13 protein-coding genes are annotated in these 11,985 nt (G+C 62.6%); 6 read left to right on the forward strand and 7 right to left on the reverse strand.

All coding sequences use genetic code 11. From position 1 onward, the window contains the following. Positions 1-4 precede the first annotated feature (4 nt). The gene (locus tag OF385_RS15410; RefSeq protein ID WP_264276179.1) at positions 5-742 is read left to right on the forward strand and encodes an aspartate/glutamate racemase family protein; all 738 of its coding nucleotides are present in this window, start codon (positions 5-7) and stop codon (positions 740-742) included. A 469-nt stretch (positions 743-1,211) separates the two neighbouring features. Here OF385_RS15410 and puuE read toward each other — a convergent pair whose 3' ends face one another. The 3 genes from puuE to OF385_RS15425 all read right to left on the reverse strand — a co-directional run bounded on the left by puuE (position 1,212) and on the right by OF385_RS15425 (position 4,184). Further along, entirely contained in the window at positions 1,212-2,150 is a 939-nt protein-coding gene (puuE, locus tag OF385_RS15415) for an allantoinase PuuE (protein ID WP_264276180.1), read from the reverse strand. A gap of 459 nt (positions 2,151-2,609) precedes the next feature. After that, positions 2,610-3,329, reverse strand: coding sequence for a YoaK family protein (locus OF385_RS15420; protein WP_264276181.1), 720 nt, complete (start codon positions 3,327-3,329; stop codon positions 2,610-2,612). 168 nt (positions 3,330-3,497) lie between these two features. Further along, positions 3,498-4,184 carry an SDR family oxidoreductase gene (locus OF385_RS15425; RefSeq protein ID WP_264276182.1) on the reverse strand — a complete coding sequence of 229 codons (687 nt, stop codon included), beginning with the start codon at positions 4,182-4,184 and terminating at the stop codon, positions 3,498-3,500. 182 nt (positions 4,185-4,366) lie between these two features. Here OF385_RS15425 and OF385_RS15430 point away from each other — a divergent pair, with 182 nt between their 5' ends. Then, entirely contained in the window at positions 4,367-4,576 is a 210-nt protein-coding gene (locus OF385_RS15430; RefSeq protein ID WP_264276183.1) for a hypothetical protein, read from the forward strand. Here the strand turns inward: OF385_RS15430 and OF385_RS15435 are convergent. Then, positions 4,573-5,163, reverse strand: coding sequence for a GNAT family N-acetyltransferase (locus OF385_RS15435; protein WP_264276184.1), 591 nt, complete (start codon positions 5,161-5,163; stop codon positions 4,573-4,575). The genes OF385_RS15430 and OF385_RS15435 overlap by 4 nt on opposite strands. 258 nt (positions 5,164-5,421) lie before the next feature. Here OF385_RS15435 and OF385_RS15440 point away from each other — a divergent pair, with 258 nt between their 5' ends. From OF385_RS15440 to OF385_RS15455, 4 genes are all read left to right on the forward strand, one after another. Continuing rightward, a complete protein-coding gene (locus tag OF385_RS15440; protein WP_264276185.1) occupies positions 5,422-6,408 on the forward strand; it encodes a siderophore ABC transporter substrate-binding protein in 987 nt (328 codons plus the stop codon). A 92-nt stretch (positions 6,409-6,500) separates the two neighbouring features. Continuing rightward, a complete protein-coding gene (locus tag OF385_RS15445; RefSeq protein WP_264276186.1) occupies positions 6,501-7,481 on the forward strand; it encodes an ABC transporter permease in 981 nt (326 codons plus the stop codon). Beyond that, the gene (locus tag OF385_RS15450; protein WP_264276187.1) at positions 7,474-8,520 is read left to right on the forward strand and encodes an iron chelate uptake ABC transporter family permease subunit; all 1,047 of its coding nucleotides are present in this window, start codon (positions 7,474-7,476) and stop codon (positions 8,518-8,520) included. The genes OF385_RS15445 and OF385_RS15450 overlap by 8 nt, the downstream gene beginning before the upstream one ends. Continuing rightward, entirely contained in the window at positions 8,517-9,272 is a 756-nt protein-coding gene (locus OF385_RS15455) for an ABC transporter ATP-binding protein (RefSeq protein ID WP_264276188.1), read from the forward strand. The genes OF385_RS15450 and OF385_RS15455 overlap by 4 nt, the downstream gene beginning before the upstream one ends. On the opposite strand, the gene OF385_RS15460 is transcribed toward OF385_RS15455, so the two are convergent. Genes OF385_RS15460 through OF385_RS15470 form a run of 3 tightly spaced genes read right to left on the reverse strand, consistent with a single transcriptional unit; the run spans position 9,269 to position 11,976 of the window. Continuing rightward, entirely contained in the window at positions 9,269-9,949 is a 681-nt protein-coding gene (locus OF385_RS15460) for an SDR family NAD(P)-dependent oxidoreductase (protein ID WP_264276189.1), read from the reverse strand. The two genes, OF385_RS15455 and OF385_RS15460, sit on opposite strands and share 4 nt — an antisense overlap. Continuing rightward, on the reverse strand, positions 9,942-11,177 hold the full coding sequence (locus OF385_RS15465; RefSeq protein WP_264276190.1) for a sialidase family protein: 1,236 nt from the start codon (positions 11,175-11,177) through the stop codon (positions 9,942-9,944). The genes OF385_RS15460 and OF385_RS15465 overlap by 8 nt, the downstream gene beginning before the upstream one ends. A gap of 28 nt (positions 11,178-11,205) precedes the next feature. Further along, positions 11,206-11,976 carry an HpcH/HpaI aldolase family protein gene (locus tag OF385_RS15470; protein WP_264276191.1) on the reverse strand — a complete coding sequence of 257 codons (771 nt, stop codon included), beginning with the start codon at positions 11,974-11,976 and terminating at the stop codon, positions 11,206-11,208. Positions 11,977-11,985: the final 9 nt, after the last annotated feature.

The raw sequence follows: 11,985 nt of genomic DNA on the forward strand, positions 1-11,985 counted from the left end.
ACTCATGCGAATTCTCATTCTGAACGTCAACACCACCGCGTCCATGACCCGGGCCATCGGCGATTCAGCCCGGCAGGCCGCTTCGCCAGGCACCGAAATCATCGAGCTCACCCCGGACTTCGGCGCGGACTCCTGCGAGAGCAACTTCGAGAGCTACCTCGCCGCCATCGCCGTCATGGACAAGGTGGTCCGCTACACGGAGCCTTATGACGCTGTCATCCAGGCCGGCTACGGCGAGCACGGACGTGAAGGGCTCCAGGAGCTGCTGGAGGTTCCGGTCGTGGACATCACCGAAGCCGCCGCTTCCACCGCACAGTTCCTGGGCCACAAGTACTCTGTGGTTACCACGCTGGACCGTACCGTGCCGCTGATCGAAGACCGGCTGAAGCTGGCCGGCTTGACCGATCGGCTGGCTTCCGTCCGGGCCAGCGGGCTGGGCGTACTGGAGCTGGAATCAGATCCCCAGCGCGCCGTGGCAGCCATCGTCGAGCAGTCCCGAATCGCCGTGGAGCAGGACAAGGCCGAAGTCATCTGCCTGGGCTGCGGCGGCATGGCCGAGCTGGAGGAACAGGTCCGGGAAGCCACCGGGGTGCCCATTGTCGACGGCGTCCGCGCCGCGGTGGCCATCGCCGAATCGCTGGTGCGCCTGGGGCTGACGACCTCCAAGGTGCGTACCTACGCTCCGCCGCGGCCCAAGACCGTGACCGGCTGGCCGCTGACCCAGGCGGTGGCCGCGCTCTAGCGCTACCCCGCCAAGGCCGAAGGTCCGCTTCATCCACACAGCATCAGGATGAAGCGGACCTTCCTTTGTCTCGATATCCAGGCCTGGGCAATAGCCGACGATGCCAACGGAGCGTGCGTTGTCATAGCGGGCAGCCGCTTTTTCGGCCCTGTCGAACCTGGCAGCGCCATGGCCGTTCTGCAGTCGGGTTGGGCACCGGCTGGCCCGACGCCGTTGGGCCAGCGGCCCCTGGAGATTGCGCAGGGCGCGGCTATCCGCCGGCAGCGCTCGAGGAAGTGCTCGAAGATGCATCGGCTTCCCTCCAGAGGGCCTGTTCCATGCCATCGTTTGGGACATGCGCCCCTCGGGCAGGATGCCAGTGGCGGATGCACTTGCGGGCACCGCGCCCTCCGGATTCCTCCAGAGCGCACGATGCCCGCAGACACCCGCTTCACATGCTTTTAATTCAATTGCGGAATCGCACCCCGGTTTAGCCGGCGGTGTTCTCCGGGTGGTGCTTATCATGCCAGTGGCGGGCGATGTCCACGCGGCGGGTGACCCAGATGTCCTCGTGCGACTTCACGTATTCGAGGAAGCGGCGCAGTGCCGCGGCACGGCCTGGACGCCCGACCAACCGGCAGTGCAGGCCGATTGACATCATCTTCGGCGCACCGTCCTGTCCTTCTTGGTAGAGGGTATCGAAGGTGTCCTTGAGGTAGGAGAAGAACTGGTCTCCGGAGTTGAAGCCCTGGGCGCTGGCGAAGCGCATGTCATTGGCTTCAAGGGTGTACGGGATCATCAAGAAGGGCTTTCCCTCGTCCGTGGCAACCCAGTACGGGAGGTCATCTGCATAGCTGTCCGCCGAGTAGAGGAACCCGCCCTCCTCCTGGACCAGGCGCAAGGTATTGTCCGAGGGCTTACCCTGGTACATGCCATAGGGGCGTTCACCGGCGACCTCGGTGTGCAGGCGCACGGCCTCGCGGATGTGGGTGCGCTCGACTTCCTCGGGCACGTCCTTGTATTCCAGCCAGCGGTAGCCGTGGCTGGCAATTTCCCAGCCGGCCTCGTTCATCGCGGCAACGGCTTCGGGGTTGCGGGCCATGGCGGTGGTGACGCCGTAGACGGTGACCGGCAGATCCATCTGGGTGAACATGCGGTGCAGGCGCCAGAAGCCGGCACGTGAACCGTACTCGTAGATGGATTCGATATTCAGGTTGCGCTGGCCCTGCCAGGGTGCGGCGCCAACGATTTCCGAGAGCAGGCATTCCGAGGCGTCATCGCCATCAAGGATGTTGCTTTCGCCGCCTTCTTCGTAATTCACCACGAACTGCACGGCGAGCTTTGCGCCCCCGGGCCACTGTGGATCCGGAGTATGGCGGCCGTAGCCGATCAAGTCACGGGGGCTGTCCAGGTCGATTACATCCTTCATGAAGACCAGATTCCTTTCAAACGATGAAACTTTAATTCCGTCAGTCGGAATAGTGCTCTACATCATAGGATATGGCCTCGTCGCCCTGGAGTCCACAATTCATCCGTTAATACGTGAGTTCTTTGAGCCTCGGGCGCGATAGGGCCTCATGGAGGGGGCAGCAAACGGGCACGCAAGACCCGCGCAAAGAACAGTTTTCCACCGACCAGGCGTGGGACAGCACGGCTGAAGAGTCCAATCAACGACCGGCGATGCGGTCCCATGGCACGCTGCCGCGACCATGCCCATGATCCTGGGCCGCAAGCCGGTGGCCCCGGAGCGCATTCCCAAGTGAATGCGCAGGCGCATCCCAGTTAGCGCACAGGCTGCGCGCTTACAGTTATAAGTACCTCATGAAGGTGCGAGTGATGACAAAAGTTTGGTCCCGATGCCTCGGCATCGGGACCAAACTTTTTTGCGCTACAACGACCGGGCCTGCACCAGCACTTCGGCCTGTTCCACCTGCCGGCGCGAGCGTTCCCCGACCAGGGCCACGGCAATCGCCAGCAGGCCGGTGAACAGCACACCCAAACCGATATGCACCTGCAATAACGCTGCGCCTGCCGCCGCGCCAAGCAGGATCAGCGCCACCGCCAGCAGCCGGCGCTCCCAGTATTTGCCGCTGCCTCCGCCTAGCGGGGAATCGGCAGCGAGGCCGGTCAATGTGGAAGTCACCACCACCGTGGTCACGTCCTTGACGGCCAAATGCCGCGCGGTGCCCGCTTGGAGCCCCATGGCCGCGGCGATGAAGCCCGTCACGGACAGGGCGGCGCTCTGGGCGGCATGGTGCACGCCAGCAAACAGGGCGATGGCAGTCAGCACCAGGCAGGCGCCGACGACCGCGATCAGGGCCATTGTCCTCCTGCTCCAGCCTGCGGATTCATTTTTCAGGACTCGCCCGGCGATGGCCGCGCCCGCTACGAAGCCGACCAGGGCCACGGATGGCCCTAAGACCGGCAATCCGTCGGCGCCCATGAGCGCCATCCCGAGGATCACGACATTGCCGGTCATGTTTCCGGTGAAGACCCGGTCCAGGCCGAGATAGCCGACAGCGTCAATAATTCCGGTCGAGAAGGTCAGCACGAGCATCAGGATCAGATGCATTTTCGCTGGATCATGGGGCTTGGAGGCGTGTGGCATGGTGGTTGTTCTTTCGCTGTGGTGGGATCAGCCCTTAGCGTAGGCCACCACCGGCTTCTCCCCCGCGCATATTGCGAGCGCGCTTCACATCGGGATTTTCGTTACGCGCCGCAACATGGAAAATCCCTGCAACCATGCGGATGCAGGGATTTCTTGTGTCGCGATTATCTAGCTGATGGCCTCGGCGATTGCGGTGGAACCGTCGTAGAAGTTCACGGTCGAGCGTTGTGCCGCGTCGGTATCAACCACGTGGGTGATCACCTCGGCGACATTTTCACGGGAAACCTTGCCGTTTTCCGCCTCAGGAGCCTTGCCATCGATATTTCCGGTTTCATCGGCGATGGTGATCTTCTTGGTGGCAGGATCCAGCGTCAGGGCTCCGGGACCCAGAATGGTGTAGTCCAGGTCGCTCTCGCGCAAGACGGCATCCGCATCATGCTTGGCCTTGGCATAGGTGTAGAAGGAATGATCCGGGTCGAGGCGATCGACATCTACCAGGGCCCGCGAGTAGGAAACCATGACATAGCGGGACACGCCTGCTTGCTTGGCGGCTTCCATGGAGCGCACGGCGGCGTCGAAGTCCACGGCGCGGGTGCGTTCCTTGTTCCCGCCGCCCGCTCCGGCCGAGAAGACGATGGCGTGCGCACCCTTGAATGCTTCGGCGAGCTGCTGCGCCCCTGCGTTCTCGATATCAAGCACCACGGGGTTCGCTCCGGTCGCGGAGATTTCCGCGGAATGGTCTGGGTTGCGAATCAGCGAGTCGACGGCGAAGCCGCGTTCGACCAGTTTTGGCGCGGCCAGCAAGGCTACCTTGCCGTGGCCACCGATGAGGACTACTCGACGTACTTCAGACATGCATTGCTCCTTCTGATCGTTGTTCACATCGCTACCTTCGGCATAACGGTCGCACCCGCCACGATATTCCTGACCCAGTACACCCGTTAAAACTGATAGTCCGCTCCATGCCGGTTTCAATCCGCATTTCGTGGGCGTAGCCTCGGCTCATCAACAGGCTCTCCGACACAGGACCAACGCTCATGAAGCAGAAAACCCTGACCCTAGAACTCAGCAATGATCAATTTGCAGACCTCGCCAATGCTCTGGAAGACCACCGCGATTACTTCAGGAAGCGTGCGAATGAGGCCATGCTCGGCTTCGGCCTGGATACCGGATATTGGACTTCTCGATCCGAAGAGGTGCAGGAATTATTGGACCTGGTTCTGCACAACGCCAGGCAGAAGCGCTAAGGTTTTTCGACCCATTCTTCCTTGAGCACCGCATAGGAATAGCTGTCCATCCACTGCCCGCTGCGATGCAGGGAATTGGCTTTTTCACAGCTTTCCCTGCGCATTCCCACGCGTTCCATCAGCCGCACCGACGGTTCATTGGCGGCGAAGCATCCGGCAACGATTCTGCGTAGCCCCAGATCGTCGAAGCACAGTCGCATGGCGGCTTCCACCGCTTCGGTGGCGTAGCCTCGGCCCGCGAATTCCGGGTCAAAGCTCCATCCGAGTTCCGCTTCAACCGCCTTGGCTTGCTCTGCGACTTCACGCTGGCCCCACGCGTCCTTGATATAGACCATGACGGTCCCGATCAAGCGGCTGCCGCCCTGCCCATCGCTGAGCTCGACAGCGATATCGCGGTTGATCTTCCCGGATTCAAGGAATTGCGCGCGATAGGTTTCAAAGTCCTTGGGGCCAGCGGTAATCCATTCGGTGACTTCCGGCAGCTTGCGATAGCTCCAGGTTGCTTCCAGATCATCCTCGGTCAAGCGACGCAGCGTGAGCCTGTCGGTCGTGACCGGCCAAGCGATGAGATCCAGGGAAGCTGTCATGAGTGCATCCTATCGGACACCATTGCACGGCTAAATAAAGCACGGTTTTGATGGTTAATTTTCGCGATTACTGCCCAGTTCGCATGCACTCTGACTTGAATGGAAATTCATTCGCGAAGATCCTGATGCAAAAATGCTACTCAAGGTGACATAGTCAACACCAACAATATTTGGCTTAATTTGATCAGCTAAGGCTAGGCTAATTACCAGATCATTCGCTCACGCAACCAAGGTAGGTTGCCATAACAAAAGGATGTCATGGCCTCCATGAAGCTTCGCGCCGCTGCCCTTCTGGGCATCGCCGCCCTGTCCCTCACCGCTTGCGGTTCCAACACCGGCACGGCCGCGGACGCCAATGCCCAGGACACCAAGACCGTGACCTTCACCGACAACGACGGTGAAAAGAGCGTCGCAGTGCCAGCCAAGTCCGTCGTCGCCACCGACAACCGGACTTTTGAAACCCTGGATGCCTGGGGCATCAAGCTCAGCGCCGGCGCAGTTTCCCTGATGCCAGACACCATCTCCTACACCCAGGACAAGGACATCCTGGATCTCGGCAACCACAAGGAGCCAAACCTGGAATCCGTGGTGACCGTGGACCCCGATCTGATCATCAACGGCCAGCGCTTCACGCAGTACGCGGACAAGTTCAAGGAACTCGCCCCCAACGCCACCATCGTTTCGCTGGATCCCCGCGAAGGCGAGCCTTTCGACTCGGAGCTGGAACGCCAGGTCACCACCCTGGGCGACATCTTCGAGAAGCAGGACGAAGCCAAGAAACTCGTCGACGACTTCGAAGCAGCCCAGAAGCGGGTGACCGATGCCTACGACAAGGATGAAACCGTCATGGGCCTGATCGCTTCCGGCGGCGAGCTCGGCTACTCCGCCCCGAGCACCGGCCGCACCGTTGGCCCGATGTTCGACTTCCTGGGCCTGACCCCGGCCCTGGAACTGGAGGAATCCTCCACCGACCACGAAGGCGACGACGTCTCCGTCGAGGCCATCGCCAAGTCCAACCCGGACTGGATCATCGTCATGGACCGCGACGCAGCCGTCGGCTCCGACGGGGAAGAGTACAAGCCTGCCAAGGAACTGCTGGAAAACTCCGAGGCGCTGCAGAATGTCACCGCGGCCAAGGAAGGCCACGTGGTGGTCATGCCAGCCGACACCTACACGAATGAGGGCATCCAGACCTACACCGAATTCCTCAACGAATTCGCTGACGCCCTGGAAGCTGCCAAGTAGCCTCCACGCCTCTGACGCAGTCCTAGTGGCGAAGCCTTGCTTCGGCTTCGCCACTAGAGCTGTCTTCCCACCACACTTTTCACGGCGGCACCATGACAATCACCACCACGCCCGTGCGGACGCAACCCAAGGTCTTCACCGGCAAACTCGCATTAGGCATCCTCGGGGTCCTGCTGCTCCTGGCCCTCTCGCTGTTCACCGGCGTCTATGACATTTTCGGCAAGGACGATGGCGCGCAGATGTTCGCCATCACCCGCATCCCCCGCACCATCGCCCTGGTGCTCGCCGGGGCGGCCATGTCCATGAGCGGATTGGTCATGCAACTGCTGACCCAGAACCGCTTCGTGGAACCGACCACCACCGGAACCACCGAATGGGCGGGCCTGGGATTGCTCACCATGCTGGTGCTCTTCCCTACCGCGAGCCTGCTGGCAAAAATGGGCGTAGCCATCGCCTTCGCCTTCATCGGCACCATGGTCTTCTTCCTGTTCCTGCAGCGCGTATCACTCAAGGCCTCGCTCACCGTCCCGATTGTGGGCATCATGCTCGGATCCGTTGTGGGGGCATTCTCCACCTTCTTGGCGCTGTCCACCGACAAGCTGCAATCGCTGGGCATCTGGATGGCAGGCTCCTTCACCTCGGTGATCCGCGGCCAATACGAAGTCCTGTGGATTGTTGCCCTGGTCGCCGTGGCCATCTACATCGTGGCCGACCGCTTCACCGTGGCCGGGCTGGGCGAAGAGATCGCCACCAACGTCGGATTGAACTACCGCCGGGTGATGCTGCTGGGCACCGCGCTGATCGCCATCGCCACCGGCGTGGTCACCGTGGTCATCGGCAACCTGCCGTTCTTGGGACTGATCGTGCCGAATATCGTCTCGCTGATCCGCGGAGACGACCTGCGCAGCAACCTGCCGTGGGTGTGCCTGCTGGGCATCGCCATCACCACGGTGTGCGACTTGATCGGCCGCACCATCATCATGCCCTTCGAAGTTCCGGTGTCCCTGATCCTGGGCGTGCTCGGCGCGATCGTATTCATTTTCCTTCTGCTGAGGCAGCGCAAAATTGGCTAATCTCGTAACTTCCCCCGTCCTGCCGGCCCACCATCCCGGCCGCTCTTCAGGCCCCTTGCCCAGCGCCAAGGTCCGCAAGCGCTACTGGATCACCCTGGGCATCCTGATGGGCCTGGCCGTGCTCTTCGCCTTCGGCTTGCTGGCTTGGGACAACCCCATGCCGGTGGGCTCCACCGGGTTCTGGGTGATCGCGAAGCTGCGAGCTGGCAATATCCTGACCATGCTGGTCGTGGCCGCCTGCCAGTCCATCGCGACCGTCGCGTTCCAGACGGTCACCAACAACCGCATCATCACCCCGTCCATCATGGGCTTCGAAGCCCTGTACCGGGTGGTGCAAACCGGGGCGGTGTTCTTCCTGGGCGTTGCCGGGATCACCTTCTTCACCGGGGTCAGCCAGTTCATCTTGCAGGTGGCCATCATGGTGGGCCTGTCGGTGGCGCTGTACGGGTGGCTGCTGTCGGGCAAGCTCGGCAATATCCAGATCATGCTGCTGGTGGGCATCATCATCGGCACCGGGCTGGGCTCGATCTCCAGCTTCATGCAGCGCCTGCTGACGCCCAGCGAATTCGATGTGCTCACTGCCCGGCTCTTCGGCTCCATGGCCAATGCGGATATGAGCTACATGCCCGTGGCCATCGGGCTGGTGGTGGTGGCCGGCGGCTGCCTGGTACTGGCTTCCCAGAAGATGAACATCCTGGCCCTGGGCAAGGAAACCACCATCAATCTGGGGATCAACCACCGCAAGGAGGTCATGAAGACGCTGTTCTTCGTCTCCATCCTGATGGCCGTGACTACCGCCTTGGTGGGCCCGCTGACCTTCCTGGGCTTCCTCGTGGCCACCTTGGCCTACCAGCTGGCCGACACCTACGACCACCGCTACATCTACCCGATGTCATTCTTGATCGGCTTCGTCGTCCTGGCCGGCGCCTACTTCATCATGAAGAACGTCTTCTACGCCCAAGGCGTGGTGGGCATCATCATTGAAGCCGTCGGCGGCATCACCTTCCTGATCTTCATCCTGCGAAAGGGCCGACTGTGATTACCCTCAACGCCGTCAGCAAGAACTACAGCTCCACCGTGGCCATCGGCCCGGTCACCCTTGAAATCCCCAGCGGCGGGCTCACCGCCCTGGTCGGTCCCAATGGCGCCGGCAAGTCCACGATGCTCACCATGGTCGGACGCCTGCTGGGCATCGACGAGGGAAGCATCGAAGTCGCCGGCTACGACGTCACCAAAACCAATTCCAAGGACCTGGCGAAGATCGTGTCGATCCTGCGCCAGGAAAACCACTTCGTCACCAGGCTGACGGTGCGCCAGCTGGTGGGTTTCGGCCGCTACCCGCACTCCAAGGGCCGGCTGAACCAGGCCGATGAGCAGATCATCTCGCGGTCCATCGACTTCCTGGACCTCGGCGAGCTGGAAGGCCGCTACCTCGATGAGCTCTCCGGCGGCCAGCGGCAGCGCGCCTACGTGGCCATGGTGCTGGCCCAGGATACCGATACGGTCCTGCTGGATGAGCCGCTGAACAACCTGGACATGAAGCATTCGGTCATCATGATGCAGCACCTGAAGCGCGCCGCTGCGGAACTGAATCGCACCATTGTCATCGTGCTGCATGACATCAATTTCGCTGGGCACTATGCCGACTACATTTGCGCCATGAAGCACGGCAAGGTCGTGCAGTTCGGCACCCCCGGGCAGATCATGCAGGACGAGATCCTCACCGAGGTGTTCGAGACCCCGGTGAGCGTCATCCCCGGCCCCAACGGACCGTTGGCGGTGTACTACTAGCCTTTCAGCGAGGCCCCGCCGCAGATGGTCAGGACCTGGCCGGTGATCGACTTGCCATGCGCCCCGCCGAGGAACAGCACCAGCGCGGCAACATCAGCCGGGTCCACCAGCGCGCCCAAGGGCGGGGTGACCGGCGGGACTCCGGCACGACGCGGATCCACCATCATCGGGGTGTTGGTCGGCCCCGGCGCCACCACGTTGCAGGTGATGCCGCGAGGAGCCAGCTCCATGGCCCAGCTGCGCGAGAGCCCGGCGAGCGCCGACTTGGTGGCGGCATACTGGCTCTTTCCGGCCACACCGGTCATGGTGCGGCTGCCGATCAGGATGATCCGCGAGCCATCAGCCATCTTCGGCGCCAAGGCATTGACCAGCACCATCGGTGCCTGCACATGCACCGCATGCATCGCGGCCAGGTCGTCGGCCTTCAGCTCGCCCAGCGCACCGGTGGCCATGAACCCGGCGGCGTGCACGAATAGATCCGGGGCTTCGATCTGCTCCGCGGCTGCCTTCACCTGGGCCAGGTCGCCCAGGTCGATGCCGAGCCAGCTGAACCGGTTGTCCTCCAAGGACGGAGCACGGCGGCTGAGCCCCAGGACTTCAAATCCCGCATCCAGCAAGGCCTTGGCGATGGCTTCCCCGATGCCCGAGCTGACCCCGGTCACCAGCGCGCTAGGCATCGGCGCCGCCATCCTGGGCACCGACCCACGATGGGTCGATGCGCACATACTTGATGGCTTGGCGGAAGTAGGTATAGGCCAAATGCAAGGCCCCATCCTGTCCTTCATGGATCGAAGGGTAGGAGAATTCCCGATTCAACCCTTCACGCGAATTGTTGGACAGGCAGTAGCCGTCGCCGACTTCCAGGTTGCGGCGCTCTGGCCAGCTGCGTCCCTGGTCCGAGGAGATCGCCACGGTCAACGGCGCACGCGGGGTGCCCCAGAAGGCCTTGCGCTCAGCGCCGTCCTGGGTGGGCACCGGTTCAAAGGCCACCGGTCCGTCCACCGAAGAATCCAGCCCCTCGTCATCGATCTCATCGTAGAGCGAGAGCCGGCGCTCGGTGTGCTCGTCGGCTTGCGAGTGGTTGTAGATCAGCGCCAGGCGTCCATCTCCCAGGGCAACGAACTGGATCGAGGAATTGTTGTTCGGCAGTTCGGTGGCCTCGGGAACACTCCAAGTCACCCCGCCATCTTCGGAACGCGATGCATAGATCCAGTCGGCCCAGCGGCTGCGGTACAAGGCCAGCAGGCTGCCATCGGCGAGCGCGGCGACATTCATGTGCACGCACCCGGTGGACCCCTCGATGATCTGCTCGCTCCAGGTCGCCCCGCCGTCTGTGGAGACCATCAGGGCGGAGTCATCAAAGTCCCCCACCCACTTCTGCCCGGGAACCGTGGCACAGCGGAAGATCGGAATCATCAGCCGCTCCCCCACCTGCACCGGCGGCTGCCGGACGAAGACGCCGCCGTGCTCGGTGGCCGCGAAGAGGGTTTCGGGCTCGGACCAGTTCTGCCCGTCATCCGTTGAAATCCGGCGGCGCACCTCGGAGGTGTCCTGGTTGCCCGCATGCTGGGCGGTGTAGATCAGCCACAGTTCTTCGCCGTGGCGGTACAGGATGGGATTCTGCTCGGAGCGGGTCGAATCGGAGGACAGCTGCTGCGCTGTTGACCAGCTCCTGGCCCATTGCCCATCGGCCAGGCGCTGGAGGGTGGAAAAGTAGATGCTGATATCTGCCACCCCCTCCTGCGTTCCGCCGAACCAGACGCAGCCCAGGTCCCCGTTGCCCAGGGTCATCAGGTTGGCGGCGTGGGATTGCACGGTGGGCGCGGGCAGGTAGGCGTAGGCCAGCGAGCTGTCCTCGTGGACGTGCCCGTCCGGGGTGATGGTGGAAAATTCAGTCACCGACATTCTCTGATTCCTTGCTCTTGAATGCTTGCTAGGAGCGAGCCTGCTGCAGGTGCGCAGCGGCCGTTGCTTCCAAATGGGTCAGGTCCGAGGCCACGGTGGCAAAGGTGTAGCCCTCGCCCAGCCGCTGGTTGGCCAGTTCACCGTTGGCGTTGTGGATGCCTGCGGCAATGCCGGCCTGCTGCGCGGCGGCACTGACGCGCTTGAGCGCTGCTTCGAATTCGTCCTTGATGGCCGGATCGCCGGGGAAGGCCGCTCCGATGGCCAAGGCGAGGTCGCTTGGTCCCACATAGAGCCCGTCCAGTCCTTCCACGGCCGCGATGTCCTCGACGTTCTCCAGGCCGCCGGGGGTCTCGATCATGGCGAAGACCATGGTGGTGGCATCGGATTCTGCGGGCACCGGGCCCACGCGCAGCGCCGAACGCATGGGGCCGTAGGAGCGGATGCCGTGCGGTGGGTACTTGGCGGCCTTCACCGCTTCGGCCGCGTCTTGCGCGTTATTCACCAGGGGCACGATGACAGCCACCGCCCCGGCATCCAGCGCCTTGCCGATCGCGGTGGCGTTGTTGGCTTCTACACGGACCACGCCGGCGGCCTGGGCGGATGCGTCAATGGCCATCAGCCCGGTGAGCATCCCGTTGTATCCGAGCAGGCCATGCTGCGCGTCGAGGGCGACATAGTCATAGCCCAGGCGGGCGATGCGCTCGGTGGAGACCGGCGAGTCGAGCACCACCCAGTAGCCGACGGCTGGTTCACGTTCACGGATCTTGCGGGCGAATTCGGTGGCAACTGCTGAAGTCATGGTGTGGGG

It is taken from the genome of Glutamicibacter sp. JL.03c (assembly GCF_025854375.1).
GTDB lineage: Bacteria > Actinomycetota > Actinomycetes > Actinomycetales > Micrococcaceae > Glutamicibacter.